Raw genomic sequence first — 17382 nt, 5'->3', positions numbered from 1 at the left:
AAGGCAGGCTTGGCAGGATAACTATTGTCTGAATTTTAACCCGGTCAACCGTAAAATTATGAAAAAACCTTTTCATCCATGGCATAGATTGCTACTCCATATCATGCGCCTGACTTTTTATCAGTTACTATTGATCAGTATTTGCTCGGTGGTGGCTGTGGCGAGCCACTCGCCGGCCCAGGAACTGCTGAACCGTGATGTGACATTGGACTTGAAAAATGTCACGCTCAACGAGGCTCTTACCCGACTCGAACAGGGTACGAAGGTGAAGTTTGCATATAGCAGCGGCCTGGTGAACCTCCAAAAGACCGTGAGTATCGACGCCCGGCAGGAGAAGCTTTTCGCCGTGCTCGACCGCCTGCTGTTGCCGCTGGAAATTAATTACCGCGTGCGCAACAACCAGATTCTGCTTTCCCGCGCACCGAAGAAAACCAGCGAAATACCTGCGGCCAGCGCAGCCGGAAATAGGGTCGCTGCTGCCGACCGTACGATCAAAGGCACCGTAACCTCGCCCGAAACCAACGAGCCGCTTCCCGGTGTGAGCATTATCCTGAAAGGTACCCAGCGCGGCACAACCACCGACGTTTCGGGTAAATTCCAGCTCGATGTGCCGGACGATAATGCGACGCTGATCTTCTCATTTGTAGGCTACCTGTCGCAGGAAGTGATCGTGGGCAGCCGCACCGACCTCGCCGTGGCATTGCAGCTCGATACCAAAGCGTTGGATGAAATTGTCGTCGTTGGTTATGGTACCCAGAAGAAATCGACGTTGACAGGGGCGATTGCCGCCGTAAAAGGCAGCGAGATCGCGGAAAACCCGGTGCCGAACGTTTCCGGCTCGATCGCCGGTCGCGTGGCGGGGGTGAGTATGCGCCCGAATGGTGGCCAGCCTGGTTCCGATTCGCCCGAAATCCACATTCGCGGCATTGGTACCACCGGGAACAACAAGCCGCTGGTGGTGGTGGATGGCGTCATTCGCGACAATATCAACCAGATCGACCCCAGTTCCATTGAAACCGTGACGGTACTGAAAGATGCAGCGGCGGTGGCACCATATGGGTTGGGCGGAGCGAACGGGGTACTGCTGATCACCACCAAAAAAGGGGCGACAGGGGCTCCCACGCTATCATTTGGTGCTTATTACGGCTCGCAAACGCCGACGTATTACCCCAAAATGCTCAGCGCACAGGACTATATGCGGCTCAAAAACGAGGCCTACCTGAACGAAAACCCGACCGGTACTCAGCTGCCTTTCGCTACTGACCTCGTCGAAAACTACGCCAACCTGAATCGCGAAGATCCCGACAAATACCCGATCAGCAACACGAAAGACCTCGTGAACATGAATGCGCCGATGCAGAACTACACGCTGCAACTGAGCGGCGGTTCGGAGCGGATCAAGTACCAGACCGGCTTCGGCTTCCTGAAACAGAACGGGATGTTCGATCCGGTGAAGTACATGCGTTACAGCTACAATATGAACCTGACGGCCGAGGCAACCAAAACTACCACGGTTTCGCTTTCGCTGATCGGGTCGGTGGAGCGGGTATCGTCGGTGGATACGGCGGTTTCGGCGGGGAATTTGTTTCGTAATGGTTTCAAATACATTCCGATACGTTCCCTTTATTACAGCAATGGTTTATGGGGGGAATTTGCAGGAAACTCGCCGGTAGGTGTTTTGAATGCAGGTTACACCAAAAACTCCAACAACACCCTGCTGACGACCATTGCCATCGAGCAAAAGCTGCCGTTCATCAAAGGGCTGAGCGTGAAAGGTATATTCAGTTATGACCCCGTTCAGCGTACCAAGAAAGGTTACCACAAGCCATTCTATTATTATACCCAGGATTTAACGACCACTCCCTACACCTACAAGCGCGAGATTTCCACCGCGGAAGGGGGAGCAGCAGCATTCTCCTGGCTGGCGCAGCAGTTCATCAAAACCCAGACATTTACTTACCAGGGATACCTCAATTACCACAACACATTCGGTAAGCACGATTTCACCGGTCTGATCGTGGCGGAGGCCCGCAACAATACCTACGAGCTGTTTTCAGCACGACGCAACAACTTCGCCGTGGATGTCGACGAGCTGAATATGGGTAGTTCCAACAAAAACGACTTCGATAACGGCGGTACATCCTCCACCGGCAGCCAGATCGGCTACGTCTACCGCGTGGGCTATGCATATGCAGGCAAGTACCTGCTCGAAGCGTCGGGACGTTACGATGGCCACTATTATTTCGCACCGGGCAAGCGCTGGGGGTATTTCCCGGCATTCTCGGCAGGTTGGGTGATTTCAGAGGAGAATTTTTTGAAGAATGGCTTCAACTGGATTGATAACCTGAAAGTACGCGGGTCGTGGGGGAAATCGGGGAACCTGGCGGGTACGGCGTTTCAATACCTCACCGGCTACAACCTCAATGGCAATGCCTACGCATTCGGGCCGGGCTCGATGGTGCAGGGCGCGGTGGTGCCGAACGAGGCCAATAAGAACATTACCTGGGAGATTTCCACCAAAACCGATGTTGGTCTGGAAGCCTCGCTATGGCGCGGTTTGCTGACCATCGAGGCCGATTATTTCCACGAAAAACGCACCGGAATGCTGCTGCCGCCGGCGGTGAGTGTGCCGGTAGAATACGGTCTGGCATTGGCCGACGAGAATGGCGGCATCATGGAAAACAACGGGGTGGAACTGAGCCTCGGTACCAATTATCGCTTCCAGAACGACCTTCGCCTGGGTATCAATGGCAATGTGAGTTATGCCAAGAACAAGATGATCAAGGTATTCGAAACAGCTGCCACACGCAACAACCCGAACCGCAGCCGCACCGGCCGCGCGCTGGGAACGCAGTTCGGGTATAAAACCGACGGATTGTTCACCACCGACGACGACAAGAATGACGACGGCCTGATCAACGCGGCCGACGGCTATAATGTTACGCAGTTCGGCGCATTGCGGCCCGGCGACATCCGGTATGTGGATGTGAGCGGCCCGCAGGGCGTACCGGACGGAAAGATCGATTCCAACGACGAGGTGGTGATCGGCAAGCCGGTGTACCCGCTGCTTACCTATGGTTTGAATGCGACCGCCGACTGGAAAGGCTTCGATCTGAGCCTGTTCTTCCAGGGCTCGTCGCTTGCCAGCCTCGATATCCGTCAGTTCCAGACCATTCCATTCAATAACAACAACAGTAATTCGAGCTACGAATATTACGATAACCGCTGGACGCCACAGACCCAGGACGCCCGCTACCCGCGCGCTACACAGGCGCCTTACGCGAACAACACGCAACTGTCGGATTTCTGGATGACGAGCACCGCCCATTTGCGCCTCAAAAACGCGATCATCGGCTACACGCTGCCCAAAAGCCTGACGCGCTCGATCGGTATTCAGCATGTGCGGGTGTACGCATCGGGACAAAACTTGCTAACGTTCAGCAAGTTGAAGTTTATGGACCCTGAAGTAGGCTACACCGACCGCGAAACGGCCTATCCGAACCAGAAAGTATACGTGTTTGGGCTTAATGTGACATTCTGATCTCGAAAACTTTGAACCAATGAAAAGAATAAGACATACCATATTATTTGCGATGCTCGGCGTGAGCCTTTTCACGACATCCTGCAATGAGGATTTTCTCGAAAACGACATCAAAAGCCGCCTCACCGACGACATGCAATGGGCCTCGGAAGGTAATGCGGATCTGTTCCTGAACGACATTTACGCAGCGCTCTCCAACAAATGGAATTCGCCGGATAACCTCGATAACTTCACCGACGACAACGATGCGGGCTTCTACTGGAAATCTTACTCGTGGCGGCAAGGCATCGTGGACCCGGCGGTGAACAACGGCACGCCGATGGACCACGCCAATGGCAATGCAACAGACTACGCTTCGTGGGCGGCCGGGTTCCTGAAAATCCGCAAATGCAACCTGTTCATCCAGAAAGTAACCGAAAACTCAGCCAATTTCTCGGAGGCTTACCGCAAAAAGCGCATTGACGAAGTGCGGTTCATGCGGGCTTACTATTACAGCGAGATGTTCATGCACCTCGGTGGCCTGCCGATCATTACGGAGGTGCTCGATCGCAACACGATGGAAGAGGCTGAGCTCTATCGTCAGCGGAACACATTCGAGGAGACATTCAATTTCATTACCAAGGAACTGGGTGAAATTGTAGCCAACAAGGCATTGCCTGTTAAATACAACAACGGAGATGCGGACGCCGGTCGCGCAACGCTCGGCGCGGCGCTGGCGCTCAAAGGCTGGCTGGAATTGTATGCGGCGAGCCCGGCATTCAATGCGGCTACACCGGCAGCCGGTGCCGACCCGAACAAGCTGGTTGGCTTCGGGAATTTCGACCCGAAACGCTGGGCAACCGCCGCGGCTACCAACAAGCAGTTTATGGACACTTACGGCGGTACCTATGCATTATTCCCGGATATCAACGCATTCTGGTGGGAGAAAAACGAATACAACTCCGAGGTGATCTGGGACCGCCAGGTGGTGGCGGTAATCATGGGCTCCAACTACGAGCAATATGGCGGTCCGGTATGGATCGACGGCGTGTATTACACCTGGGGCAACTACTGCCCGACACAGGAACTGGTCGACCAGTTTGCGATGGCCAACGGCAAGCCCATTTCCGACCCGGCTTCGGGTTATAACCCGCAAAACCCTTACGTGAATCGGGAAAAGCGCTTTTACGACTTCATTGTTTACGACGGCGCGCCCTACAAGCAAGACTGGATGGCGAAGGTCGATACCATTTATACGAGGATCGATAAGGTAAGACCCTCGAAAAACCAGATCGATTTCGGTACCGACGACGTGGGTAATACCGGTTATTATTTCAAAAAGAAAATCAATCCATTGAAACCACGCGGGGGCGCCGCTAGCGGGCAGAATTATGTCTATTACCGTTACGCGGAGGTGCTGCTGAATTATGCCGAAGCCCAGAATGAGTCAACCGGGCCTGATGCTTCAGTATATTCGGCTGTCAATGCGATCCGGAAGCGGTCCAATCTGCCGGAACTGCCCGCGGGTCTTACCAAAGAAACCATGCGCGAGGCCATTCGTCGCGAGCGCAGGGTAGAGTTATGCTTCGAGGCCAAGCGGTTCTACGATATCGTGCGCTGGGTGATTGCCGAGGATGTGATGAACAAAGACTTCCATGGCATGAAGATCACCAACACCTCGCCAAGCGATAACAAGGGCAAATGGGTGTACGAGGTGGTAGGTTTAAATCACCCGCATGTGTTTACCAAGAAAATGTACATGAACCCGGTGCCGCAACCGGTTGTGGATCAGAATAAAAAGATTGTTCAGAATCCCGGTTATTAAACCAATGGTTCATGTCCGAAGCTACCGTTTACTCGGTGGTGCTATCAAAACGATTAGAGAACGGAGTTCCGGACGCTTTTAATAGCGTCCGGTCTTCGGACATGATTTCATTGTAGTTTGAGTAAAGAGAGGGGCGGCGAGTTCCTCTTTTTCTTTTTGCACTAATATTTCCGCTGTTTCCGGTATTGCACCACCTGCTTCGCCATCTTTCCAAACTGCCGCTCAACCCGCTTGCGTTCGACGGAATCGGTCTGGTAATGCGCCTGTTCCCGGCTGATTTTCAGATAACTTTCGTAAACCTCGCGTGGGAGCCCGCCCTCTCGTACAGCCGCAACGACCGCACATCCGGGCTCGTGCTGGTGCGTGCAGTCGTGGAACCGGCACCCGGCCGAAAGTGCCGCCAGCAATGGATGATAATGCATTCCCTGGTCATCGGCTTCGAGCGTAACGCCGAATTCCCGCATTCCCGGAGAGTCGATCAGCATGGCCCCGGACGGCAGCATTACCAGGTTTCTCGAAACCGTCGTGTGCCTGCCTTTGTGATTGAAACTGCTCACAGCACCCTCTTCCTGCAAATGGTAACCCAGCAATGCATTCACCAGCGTGCTTTTCCCGACGCCCGACGAACCGATGAGCACATACGTGTTGCCGGGCAGCAGGTGTTGGGCGGCCCATTGTGAAATGCCTTCCTGGCCCGTCGCGCTCAGCAACAGCACCGGGCAATCGTACCCCAGCGCGATCACCTCCCGCCGGTAACTTTCCGGGTCGGCCACGAGGTCCTGTTTGTTGAGGAGCACCACCGGACGGATGTTGCATTGCATGATCTGCACGATGTAGCGCTGCAAACGCATGGGGTTGAAATCGCGGTCGAGGCCCTGCACGATGAATGCAGTGTCGATATTGGTCGCAATCACCTGTTTCTCCGTGGTACGGCCCGGTAGTTTGCGGCTTAGTTCGTTGAGCCTCGGTAATACCGAAATGATAATGCCTTCATTGTCATAGGCCTTGAATGCGACCCAGTCGCCCACTTTGGGTAAATCCCAGTTATCGGCGCTGTTCATGAGCGCACCCGAAAGCATGGCGTCGGCCGTGCCGTGGGCGGTTACGAGTTGATGGCGAAAGCCTTCGATGGCTGTAACCCGGCCAGCTTCGAGCCCTTGTGCCTGAAAAGTATGGAAATGTTGTTCAAAATGGGTATTCCACCCGTATTGAGTTAGAGATGTCATGGTTGTAAAGTCTGAGCTATGGGCAGCACATCGCCTGTCCGCGCGCATAGCATGGGAGAAAATTTAGATCAAAGCAGGGGTGATCGCGGGTCCCGAAAGGATATTAATTCAGAGGACCGGCGTCAGGCTGCAATGTCAGCAGATGGGCGATATGTAGTTTCAGACCTTGACATATTGGGTGCAAAGATAATGAATAATCGGAATGTTCGCCCGGTCGCAGCGCGGTTATAAACACGAGATCCCGTCGGGGCCCAGGTTGCGAAGAATTGTGGATACAATGAAGAGAATCAGGCTGGTAGCGACGATCTTTCCTTCATCGCCGCGCACCGGTCGCTCATTGGTTTGGTCGTAGTCTTTTTTCATAGGGAATATTTATACAAGCCTTATTGCATTTGATCAGTTACAAATATATATTCAAGAAAATTAAATATGAAAATAACCATGAAACGACTTTTTTCAATTTCGATCATGTGGTTGGTGCTCGCAGGATGCAGCGGGCCAAAACAAGAGGACAGTTCAGAAGTCAGTTTGATGAGGGTTCCGCCGCCACCTCAGGATCAAAACAAAACGATTGGAGCAGTTGACGCAATGCCTGTGAGGGAGGATGGGGAAATGTCGGGAGCTGCAAGCGGAATTGTTACCGAAAAGAAATTCATCAAAACCGGCCGCATTGAATTTGAAACGGAAGACGCAGAAGCGACCCGTAAGACGATTATGGAATCTGTGCGGGCCAATAAGGCTTATGTAAGCCGGGACGAAGAAAATCGCAGCGGGCAAGCCGTCAGCTACACGATTGTGGTGCATGTACCTGCCGCCCGCTTCGATACTTTTTTGAATTCAGCAACAAAAGGAATAACCAACTTTCGCGAAAAATCTATTTCCAATGAGGATGTAACGGCCACCTACGTCGATACCGAATCGAGGTTAAAAACGAAGAAGGATATCGAAAACCGCTACCGTGCTTTGCTTACGAAGGCCAATACGGTGAAAGACATTCTGGAAATTGAAAGGGAGCTGGGTGAGATCCGGACGGACATCGAGGCCACGGAGGCGCAGTTCCGGCAGTTGAAGGGTGATATTCAATATTCCACGCTGCATATTGTTTTCTACAAACCGATCGACACATCCAATCCATTCCTCACGGAGCTGGCCGATGCATTCAGGCAAGGTGTGGGGAATATCCGTGCATTTACCGTGGTGCTGGTGGCCGTCTGGCCGTTCGCATTGCTGGCTATCGGCGTGATAGCAGGGCTTAATTGGTGGAGAAGAAGGAGGAAAGCAGCAGAGAAAAAGGAAGCAGCGGAATTGCCCTCCTGACGGCATCGCTAAAAATTCCCCGCGAACTGCTTGCCCGTTTTCAAATCCTTCAACCGGACCGACCGAATCGTTCCGACACCCGCGAACATGATATCCAGCCCGTAGATGTGCCGCAGCGGTTTTTTGTAAGTGTTTCGGTAAAGCTCCCTGCCGTTGATCAGCAATGTCGCCCGGCGGTTCACGACCTTCATGGAAACGGTTCCGCCGGTGGTGAGGTCGGCGCCGAGGAAGTTGGGGCCTTCGGAGCGGCCGTCTTTGTGTAGTTCCGAAAATTGTAATTTACTCCAATGCGCACAGCCGGGCTTCATCATGTCGACCATGTGATTGGACGAATCCCCGAACACCGTCACGCGCACCTGCGAGCAGCGCACGCCCGGTCGCGGCGGTGAGGCTTTGACGTCGATCAGGAGTTCGAAATTGTCGCCGTCGATGCCGGTGTGGTGGGTATTGATGAAATCCACAAAGAATGTCCGGTTGGTATCAACGCCGGCGCGGGCTATCTGCGCGGCGCTGATGCTGTTATAACCATCGGCGAAAAGGCCTGGTGCTTCGATCGGGTACACCCGCGTGGTATCGTACATCATGTTCGCAGTGGCGGTCCAGCCGTTGGTGTGCAGGAAAACGGGCACAGTGTCCAGGGGTACGCCGGCCTTTTTCAATATAGCCAGATAATGCCCCGGCACCTCATAATAGTTGGAATAAACGCTGTCCTTGCCATTCAAACGTGTTTTTTCACCATCCCCAAACTCGATGGTATAATCGTCGGCGAGCTCGGCTACGTCCTTAAAATTCCGCACGACAAAAACCGCTGAATGCGGGTTATCTCCTTCCGGGTTTTTACAAAACAGGGTTACCTCTGGTTTCTTATTTTGCCACAAAAGAAATCCCCGCCAGGCCGCAACGGCGACGATGATCAGTGCAAATGCGGTCATAATCAGTCGTCGTGCCCATGATTTACGAATGGGGGACTGCTGCAATGGAGCGTCCACAGGCCGGGGAGGCGCCGGCTGAGCCTCGGCCCGGTAAGGTAGCGGTGCAGCGGCCTGCCGCGACTGCGCAAGGGTGAATTTATCCCAATCGGCAAAACCCACATATTGCGCCAGCGCGTCACGTGTGGCTTTCTGAGGGTAATAGCGGGCGTCCGTTTTTATTTTCCCGAAAATCCTTTTCAGGGTGTTCGGGCTGATCTGCACATGCGTTTTTTTATAAAGGATGCTGCAAAGCCTGATGAAATCGCTGTTCGTCCACTCCGAACTGTCCGGCTTGCCGTAGGTATCCGCAACGAGTTGACAACAGTGATCGAGGAGGTCTAAAGCGCTCGCTTTGTCTTGTCCATTCTCCATAATACTCATACAATAAACTTCTGTATGTCAGCTTTTTAGGTTGTCCATAATTTTGGATAGCGAACTGGCTAAGCGCATTTGAAAATCCTCGTATTGTCCAATTTTATATTTGCTCACTCAAATTTTTGATGTAGGTGATCCCAGGGCCCGGGATAGCTTGAAACCCTAAATATTGGAAAAAATTATGCGACAAAAAATTCTACTTGGCTGCGCCTTGTTGTTTGCCTCGATGGGACCGCTGCTGGCGCAAGTACGGCAGCTTACAGGCAAAGTAACAGACGAGGGCGCAAAAGACCTGCCTGGTGTGAGCATTGTGATTAAAGGCACCCAGCGCGGAACGGTTACGGATACCAATGGTGACTATACGCTTGCATTACCCGATGGCGAGGCCGTCACCCTTACCTTTTCATTTGTCGGTTACCAAAGCCAGGACATCACGCCCGGCACCCAGACAAAACTGAATGTTACCCTCAAACAAAGTGATAATGCATTATCCGAAGTCGTGGTGGTGGGTTATGGCACCCAGAAGAAGAAAGACCTTACCGGTGCCATTTCGTCGATCGGAGCGCGCGACGTGGGCGGGCGGCAGACATTACAAGTGTCCGACGCCTTGCAAGGGAGCGTAGCGGGTGTTTCGGTGACGCGCAGCAGCGGCGCGCCGGGCTCGGGTTCCAGCATCCTTATCCGGGGTATCACCACGATCGGTACCAACAGTCCGCTGGTGATTGTGGACGGGGTGCCCGTGGCAAGCATTGACAATGTGAATCCCGGCGACGTCGAGAATATCACGGTGCTGAAAGACGCGGCGTCGGCAGCAATCTACGGCTCGCGTGGGGCTGCCGGGGTGATTCTGGTCACTACGAAGCGGGCCAAAAGCGGGCAGGGGAGCCTCGAATATACCTACGAGTACGGCGTGCAGCGCGCAACGGCCACGCCCGAATATGTGGGTGTGCAGGATTACATGCGGTATTTCAATGAACAGGCCGTCAACGACGGGGCGACGGCTGGGCCGTTTGCCGATGCTTATGTGGCTTCCTATCCCGACAGCAACCGTGTAAACCCCGACCGCTTTCCGAATACGGACTGGCAAAAGGCCATTCTCACGCGCAAGAGCGCACCTCGCCAGCGCCACGACCTCGTTTTCACCATGGGAACGGGCAAAATCAAAACAAAAGCGTCACTGGGCTATGCAAGCTCCGGTGCGTTCTATGATAACCGTTCGTACGACCGTTACCTGTTCAGGGTAAATAACGATATGCAGGTGAACGACAAAATCAGCGTGAACCTGGATGTTTTTTACAAAAGAACCACCAACAAGGGCAACGGTAACGAGCTTTCCGGCGGGTATAATCCGATTTACGAAGCCCGCGTTATGCCACCTATTTACGATGATGTGTATCAGAATGGCAAGCTGGCGGTAGGCAAGGACGGCCGGAATCCGCTGGCGCAGCTCCGGGAAGGCGGCTTTACCAGACAATTAAGCAACCAGCTCGGTGGGCGGATGCAGTTCAACTACAAGCCGGTGAATGGCCTCACCTTGACCGCATTGGTAGCGCCCGTATTTGATTTTGATAAAACCAAATATTTTTCCAGGCAGATCCGCTTCACTAACCCGGACGGTACAATGGGCACGGTAATGAACCAGGCGCGGACGGTGTTGAGCGAGGGCCGGTCGGAAAGTGTGACGATCAACGGTCAGGTGCTGGCAAACTATGCGAGGGAGTTCAATAATGCGCATTCGATTGATATTTTGGCGGGTTTTGAGGAAAACTACCGCTCGCTCGAATCGATGGGGGCATCGCGCAGCGGGTTTGCATTGACGGGCTTTCCGTACCTCAACTCGGGTTCTACGGAGCTGCGCGACAACAGCGGCAGCGCGAACGAATCGGGCCTTCATTCATTCTTCGGCCGGTTACAGTACAATTTCAAAAGCAAATACTTCGTCCAGGGAAACCTCCGTTCGGATCTTTCATCTCGGTTTGCATCGCAATATCGAAAGGCCGTTTATCCGTCGGTATCCGCCGGCTGGACGGTTTCGGAAGAGCAGTTTCTCAAAAGCACGCGCTGGTTGTCGTTTCTGAAACTCCGCGGCTCGTGGGGTGAAGCCGGTAACGAACGCCTGCTCGACAAGGATGGTAACCCGGCCTACTACCCCTACATGGCCACAATCGACTTTTCTACTGCGTTGTTTTACCAAAACGGCGGTGTAGTGCCGCTCACCGGCGGCGCGCAGCAGGTATATGCGGTTGAAAATATCAGCTGGGAAACCAGCCGGACAGCGGATATCGGCCTGGATGCCGCGTTCCTCAACGATCGCCTCACATTGGCAGCCGATTATTACAAAAAGACAACGACCAATATCCTCCTGCCGCTCGATATCCCGCTTTACATGGGTTATGACAAACCCAACCAGAATGCCGGAACGCTGAATGTAAGAGGCTGGGAGCTCGAATTGGGCTGGCGCGACCGCATTAACAAGCTCAATTACTCCGTGTCGGCAAACTTGTCGGATGCGAAGTCGACCGTAGGAGATTTGAAAGGTACCGAGTTCCGCGGAGATCAGATCGTCCGCAACGGGAGCCAGTACAACGAGTGGTTCGGGTATATTTCAAATGGGTTGTTCCAAACGGTGGATGAAATCAAAGGAGCGCCCGTGCTGAATGTGACTACTAAACCGGGGGATGTGCGTTACGTGGACGTGAACCAGGACGGCAAGATCACGACCGACGATAAGGTGCTCCTCGGTGGCGCGTTGCCGCGCTACCTGTACGGGGGCAATCTGAGAGCGGATTACGAGGGTTTTGATGTGGGACTGACATTCCAAGGTGTTGCCAAAAAGCTGTCGAGGCTGAGCTCCGAGGTTACGCAACCATTCGCAGAGGCATTTGGTAATATGCCGGCCGAAATGGTGGGCAAGTTTTGGAGCAATAATAATACGCCCGATCAGAACCTGAAAGCGACTTACCCAAGGCTGTCGAGAACGTCCAATGCGGCCAATTATGCGCTTTCCGACTACTGGCTGTTGAGCGGTGCCTATTTCCGCCTGAAAAACATTACCATGGGCTACACGCTGAAACAGGACGTGCTGAAAAAGACCGGCGTGCAATCGCTGCGGCTTTACCTTTCGGCCAACGACGTATTCTCGCTCAGCAAATTCCCCAAATACCTTGATCCGGAATCGGGCAGCTACTCTTACCCGATCGTTGCCACTTTCATGGCTGGTGCCACCATCCGGTTTTAGTAACCCTATTTGATTGATAACACATGAAAAAGACCCTATTCCTGATGCTCCTCGCCGGGGCGACGAGTTGCCATACACTGGACCTCAATCCGCTTTCGGAAGCTTCCACGGGCACATTTTATTCGAACCAGACCGAGCTGGAACTCGCCGTGAACGACCTGTACCGCCTCGCATTCTGGGGCAACGATAACGAGCTGTTCAGCGACAACGAATGGCACCGCGGGCAGCTGACCAATGCGGTGATCGGCGGCACGATGAATGCCGACGACGCAGGCGTGCAGACGTTCTGGCTCAACTCCTACAAAGCCATTGCCCGCGTCAATTCGTTTATTGCCAACAAGGAGCGCGCCGCTGCCAATACGCCGGTGGCCGTGATGCTCCGCCTCGAAGCAGAAATGCGTTTGATCCGTGCCTACCAGTATTCCCGCTTGATCACGCATTTCGGCGACGTACCGCTGCTGACCGAACCGGTTACGCTGGAAGAGTCTTACGGCATTGCCCGTAAGAACCAGGCCGAAATCCTGCAATTCGTGTTCGACGAGCTCGACTTCGCCATCGCTAACCTGCCTGTTTCCTACGGAGCCGCCGAAACCAAGAGGTTGACAAAAGGCGCCGCGCTGGCGATCAAGGCACGCACGGCCTTGTATGCCGGCAAATGGCAGCTCGCCCGTGATGCTTCGAAGGCGGTGATAGACCTGGGCGTTTACGCATTGCACAGCAGCTACTCACAGCTCTTTTTAAAAGCAGGGGAAACCAGCAAAGAGCTGATCATCAGCGTACCGCGTGACGAAAAACAGCAGGTTTTCAATGGTGCGGGGTATGTCCAGGACAATATCTCGCGTAATGCAGGCGGATTCGGTGCGCAGCTGCCCACGCGTGACATGATGGACGCTTACGAGTGCACGGACGGGAAGCCGATCGACGAGTCGGCATTATACGATCCGAAGGCGCCCTTCAAAAACCGCGACCCCCGGCTGACGGCGACCATTGTGGAGTTCAACACCCAGTGGCTCGGTTATAACTACATGCCGCACCCGGATTCCCTAACAGTGTTCAGCTCCAAAGAAAATCGCCGGGTTCCCAACAAAGACACCCGTGCCGTAGCTGCATTTGCCAGCTTCACGGGGCTCCTTTGGAAGAAAGGCATCGACCAGACGTGGCCGGACCGGCTCGTAGAAGACAACGACGCCATCGTGATCCGGTATGCCGAAATGCTTCTCACGTATGCAGAGGCCAAAATAGAGCTAGGAGAGATCGATGAAAGTGTTTTGAACGCTGTTAACCTGATCAGGGCAAGGGCTTATGGTGTAAGTGTGGAACAAACCACGGCCTATCCCGCGATTACCAGCACTAATGCCGTTGTATTGCGCAAAGTGCTGCGCCGTGAGCGTCGTGTCGAGTTCCCGCGTGAAGGGTTGCGGTACATGGACCTGATTCGCTGGAAGCTGGCCGAAAAGGCATTATCGACGCCGGTAGTAGGCTTGCCAGACCCGGCGGCGCAGAATCGTGCCAAATGGCCTTTCCCGGGCGTTAGCCCGCTCGATGACGACGGCCTGGCCGACTACTCGGGCTTTGGCACGGATGTAAAAGTGCTGTCCCAGCGCAGTTTCGACAAATCGCGGCAGTACCTCTGGCCGATCCCGGCCGTAGAGCGGCGTGTGAACCCGAATATCACCCAGAATGCCGGATATTAATTTTATATTTTCCAGTTGATTATCAAACTTATGAGTCTTTCGATGAACAGAAATCGTGTGTGGGCGTTTGTGGCCGGTTCCGTGATGAGTATCGCCCAGCCGGTGGCGGCGCAAACCCCGAAACAACCTTCATACAGCGGCATTTACCCGCATTTGGCCATGTACAACAACGAGGGGGAATGCGGCACAGGGGCCGTGGTGCCCTGGGCAGGGAAGCTGTGGGCGATTACGTACGGTCCGCACTTGCCTTTTGGCTCGTCCGATAAGCTGTACGAAATCGGTACCGACCTGAAACAGACCGTGCGCCCCGAGAGTATCGGCGGAACGCCGGCCAACCGGATGATCCACCGGGAGAGCAACCAGCTTTTTATTGGTCCCTACGCTATTGACGGCAAAGGCGAAGTGCGCACGATACCTTACAAGGGCAAGCCTGGGATGGATATGCCCGGCCGTCACACCGGCAATGCCCGCCACCTGACCGATCCTGCCGGAAAGATCCTATATGGAACGATGGAAGAGGGTTTTTATGAAGTGGACGTGAAAACGCTTACGCCAAAAATGCTTTATGAAGACGGTAATATCGATCGCGACAAGGAAACCGACAAAACGACTTACCAAACCAAGGGCCTGCTTCCCGGTACCCATGGAAAGGGTTTCTATTCCGGTCAGGGTGTGGCCGTGTATTCCAACAACGGCGAACCCGGCAGGAAGGCCGAAATACAGTTCGATATTGAATCCGGCTCCTTGTCGGAATGGGACGGGAAGAACTGGAAGGTAGTGCGCCGCAACCAGTTTGTGGAAGTTACCGGTCCGGGCGGTATTTACGGCAACCGGAATCCCGCCACGGATCCGATATGGGCAACCGGCTGGGACCATAAATCGGTGCTGGTGGGTGTACGCGATCATGGTAAATGGAGTTTCTACCGCCTGCCCAAGGCGAGCCACGCCTATGACGGCGCGCACGGCTGGAATACCGAATGGCCCCGCATCCGCGACGTAGGCACTACGCAGCAGCCCGATTACCTGATGACCATGCACGGCATGTTCTGGAAGTTTCCGGGGCAATTCAATTCGCTGAACAGCGCCGGCATCCGTCCGCGGACGGCTTACCTGAAAGTAATCGGCGATTTCACCCGCTGGAACGAACGCCTCGTTTTCGGTTGCGACGATTCGGCCCAGCGCGAATTTTTGAACAAACGCAAGGCCAAGGGTGGGATAGAAGGTCCCGGGCAATCCAATTCCAATCTTTGGTTTACACCCCTTAACCTGCCCGACCAGCTTGGCCCGAACTCAGCCGAAGGTTCTGTATGGCTGAACGAGGCGGTGAAAGCCGGACAAACCTCGGAGCCGTTCCTGTTTGCGGGATGGGCGCACCGCTCTGTGTGGCTACGTAATGAAAGCGATAAGGAAACAGGGTTCGTATTTGAAGTGGATAAAAAGGGAAATGGGGACTGGTCGGTGCTGAAAACGGTGAAAGTAGGCCCGAATATGGCCTTGAACGCAGATTTTAGCAATACCGAATCGGGCGAATGGGTGCGTGTACGGCCCGACCATGCAACCCGCGCAACGGTTCATTTTACCTACACGTCGGATGATCGTCGCGCAGGCACGCCGGATGCGATTTTCAAAGGACTCAGCAATGCCCGTTCGGTTGCCAGCCATGGCGGGCTGCTGTATGGCCTGGGCGAAAACCGGCGGGTACTGGGTATGGCGGCAGCCGATTTCAGTGGTGCAAAGCCGGGCGAGGTTGGCTATTACGAGCTCGACCGTGATATGAAGCTCAACCGTCAGCAGGATGCGTCAATGCATTCGTTCATCAAAACCAAATTTGCTATTCCTAAACAAGTTGTGACCGTGGACGCATCATCGGTGCTGGTGGTCGACGACAAAGGCCGCCGGTGGCGGTTGCCGCTGGGTAATGAGGCTTTCACCGGCCTCACCAACCAGGCTTCGCTGCGCATTTGCCGCGAGGTAGCCACCGAGCGCGACCTTTTCAATTGCCACGGTACATTTTACGAGCTGCCCGCCGAGAATGCCGATGGTTATGCCAAAATCCGCCCGGTTTCTTCACACAATCTCCGCATTCATGACTATGCATCCTACCGAGGCTTGCTGGTTATGACCGGTATCGATCCGAAAGCCATGCAGAACAGCGGGCATATCATCGTTTCGGCGGATAAAAAGGCGGCAGTGTGGGCCGGCGCTATCGACGACCTGTGGAAACTCGGCAAACCCACCGGGCATGGTGGTCCCTGGAAGGACACGCAGGTGCAGGCAGGCACGCATTCAGACCCTTACCTGATTGGTTTTTATGACAAAAAGAACCTGAAACTTTCGCACAATGCGAAGGAAACCGTGACTTTTACGCTCGAAGCTGATCCGGTGGGTAATGGGCCGTGGATGGCTTACAAGACGTTCACGGTGAAGCCCGGACAAACCGTCTCCTTCCCATTTCCGCAGAACTTCTCCGCCCGTTGGGTAAGGTTCAAAACGGATAAGGCTTGTAAGGCCACTACCTGGCTGGATTATGAATGAGCTATAATTTGCGGTAAACTTTTATATTTCAGGATTGAAACTGACCCGCAATGGACGCCCGGCAAATCCTGAAAGACCATATTACCAAATCCGTCGAACTGACCGATGCGCAGTTCGACGGATTTTATGCTTGCTTCAAACACGAGTCATTCAAAAAGGGGCAAATGCTGATCCGGGAGGGCGACGCGGTGACGCGCGAGTATTTCGTGCTGAGCGGCTGCCTTAAAACCTACTTTTTGAACGACGAACTACGGATGACCATCCTGCAATTCGCGATGCCGACCTGGTGGGCGTCGGATTACGACGCGCTGTACAACCGGCACCCGGCCGCTGTGATTGTGGATTGCGTGGCCAATGCAGAGGTTTTGTCCATATCCACGGACGACCGGGAGAGGATATGCCATGAAATCGAGGCCATCGGGCATTTTTTCCGCTGGCGGACCAACCGCGGCTACGCGGCGTCGCAAAGGAGGCTTCTCTCATTAATGACCAATGATACCAGGAAACGGTATGAAGACCTTCTGGAACAATATCCCACCCTTTTCCAGCTGGTGCCGAAGCACCTTATCGCTTCTTACCTGGGCGTGTCGCGCGAGACGCTCAGCCGGCTTTACCACTCGTCGCGCTGACGTAAATTGTGATGTAAGTCACATAAGACCGATCGTTTTCTCTGCTTAATTT

10 protein-coding genes are annotated in these 17382 nt (G+C 54.0%); 7 read left to right on the top strand and 3 right to left on the bottom strand.

The window, feature by feature from the left end; genetic code table 11:
- Positions 1-58 precede the first annotated feature (58 nt).
- The gene (locus CLV60_RS28985) at positions 59-3541 is read left to right on the top strand and encodes a TonB-dependent receptor (RefSeq protein ID WP_229211177.1); all 3483 of its coding nucleotides are present in this window, start codon (positions 59-61) and stop codon (positions 3539-3541) included.
- Between the two features lie 19 nt (positions 3542-3560).
- Entirely contained in the window at positions 3561-5345 is a 1785-nt protein-coding gene (locus CLV60_RS28980; protein WP_106598900.1) for a RagB/SusD family nutrient uptake outer membrane protein, read from the top strand.
- 161 nt (positions 5346-5506) lie between these two features.
- Here CLV60_RS28980 and rsgA read toward each other — a convergent pair whose 3' ends face one another.
- Both rsgA and CLV60_RS34385 read right to left on the bottom strand, forming a co-directional pair.
- Complete coding sequence (gene rsgA / locus CLV60_RS28975) at positions 5507-6571, bottom strand: ribosome small subunit-dependent GTPase A (protein ID WP_106598899.1); 1065 nt, start codon at positions 6569-6571, stop codon at positions 5507-5509.
- A 225-nt stretch (positions 6572-6796) separates the two neighbouring features.
- The gene (locus CLV60_RS34385) at positions 6797-6934 is read right to left on the bottom strand and encodes a hypothetical protein (RefSeq protein WP_170118895.1); all 138 of its coding nucleotides are present in this window, start codon (positions 6932-6934) and stop codon (positions 6797-6799) included.
- Between the two features lie 78 nt (positions 6935-7012).
- On the opposite strand from CLV60_RS34385, the gene CLV60_RS28970 reads away from it, so the two are divergent.
- A complete protein-coding gene (locus CLV60_RS28970) occupies positions 7013-7888 on the top strand; it encodes a DUF4349 domain-containing protein (protein WP_170118894.1) in 876 nt (291 codons plus the stop codon).
- An 8-nt stretch (positions 7889-7896) separates the two neighbouring features.
- Here the strand turns inward: CLV60_RS28970 and CLV60_RS28965 are convergent, their stop codons facing one another.
- On the bottom strand, positions 7897-9231 hold the full coding sequence (locus CLV60_RS28965) for a hypothetical protein (RefSeq protein ID WP_106598897.1): 1335 nt from the start codon (positions 9229-9231) through the stop codon (positions 7897-7899).
- Positions 9232-9415: 184 nt separating this feature from the next.
- On the opposite strand from CLV60_RS28965, the gene CLV60_RS28960 reads away from it, so the two are divergent.
- From CLV60_RS28960 to CLV60_RS28945, 4 genes are read left to right on the top strand one after another with little or no spacing between them, the layout of a single operon-like run.
- Complete coding sequence (locus CLV60_RS28960; protein WP_229211176.1) at positions 9416-12472, top strand: SusC/RagA family TonB-linked outer membrane protein; 3057 nt, start codon at positions 9416-9418, stop codon at positions 12470-12472.
- Positions 12473-12495: 23 nt separating this feature from the next.
- The gene (locus CLV60_RS28955) at positions 12496-14166 is read left to right on the top strand and encodes a RagB/SusD family nutrient uptake outer membrane protein (protein WP_106598895.1); all 1671 of its coding nucleotides are present in this window, start codon (positions 12496-12498) and stop codon (positions 14164-14166) included.
- Positions 14167-14208: 42 nt separating this feature from the next.
- The gene (locus tag CLV60_RS28950) at positions 14209-16701 is read left to right on the top strand and encodes a hypothetical protein (RefSeq protein WP_170118893.1); all 2493 of its coding nucleotides are present in this window, start codon (positions 14209-14211) and stop codon (positions 16699-16701) included.
- Between the two features lie 50 nt (positions 16702-16751).
- On the top strand, positions 16752-17330 hold the full coding sequence (locus tag CLV60_RS28945) for a Crp/Fnr family transcriptional regulator (protein ID WP_106598894.1): 579 nt from the start codon (positions 16752-16754) through the stop codon (positions 17328-17330).
- The last annotated feature ends 52 nt before the right edge of the window (positions 17331-17382 follow it).

The sequence above is a fragment of the Dyadobacter jiangsuensis genome (genome assembly GCF_003014695.1).
Classification (GTDB): Bacteria; Bacteroidota; Bacteroidia; order Cytophagales; family Spirosomataceae; genus Dyadobacter; species Dyadobacter jiangsuensis.
The sequence above is the reverse complement of the archived record's forward strand: the minus strand, read 5'-3'. Positions and strand labels throughout refer to the sequence as shown.

Coding starts and splice junctions, on each gene's coding strand:
- CLV60_RS28985 (WP_229211177.1), top strand. CDS start 59: ATGAAAAAACCTTTTCATCCATGGCATAGATTGCTACTCCATATCATG.
- CLV60_RS28980 (WP_106598900.1), top strand. CDS start 3,561: ATGAAAAGAATAAGACATACCATATTATTTGCGATGCTCGGCGTGAGC.
- rsgA (WP_106598899.1), bottom strand. CDS start 6,571: ATGACATCTCTAACTCAATACGGGTGGAATACCCATTTTGAACAACAT.
- CLV60_RS34385 (WP_170118895.1), bottom strand. CDS start 6,934: ATGAAAAAAGACTACGACCAAACCAATGAGCGACCGGTGCGCGGCGAT.
- CLV60_RS28970 (WP_170118894.1), top strand. CDS start 7,013: ATGAAACGACTTTTTTCAATTTCGATCATGTGGTTGGTGCTCGCAGGA.
- CLV60_RS28965 (WP_106598897.1), bottom strand. CDS start 9,231: ATGGAGAATGGACAAGACAAAGCGAGCGCTTTAGACCTCCTCGATCAC.
- CLV60_RS28960 (WP_229211176.1), top strand. CDS start 9,416: ATGCGACAAAAAATTCTACTTGGCTGCGCCTTGTTGTTTGCCTCGATG.
- CLV60_RS28955 (WP_106598895.1), top strand. CDS start 12,496: ATGAAAAAGACCCTATTCCTGATGCTCCTCGCCGGGGCGACGAGTTGC.
- CLV60_RS28950 (WP_170118893.1), top strand. CDS start 14,209: ATGAACAGAAATCGTGTGTGGGCGTTTGTGGCCGGTTCCGTGATGAGT.
- CLV60_RS28945 (WP_106598894.1), top strand. CDS start 16,752: ATGGACGCCCGGCAAATCCTGAAAGACCATATTACCAAATCCGTCGAA.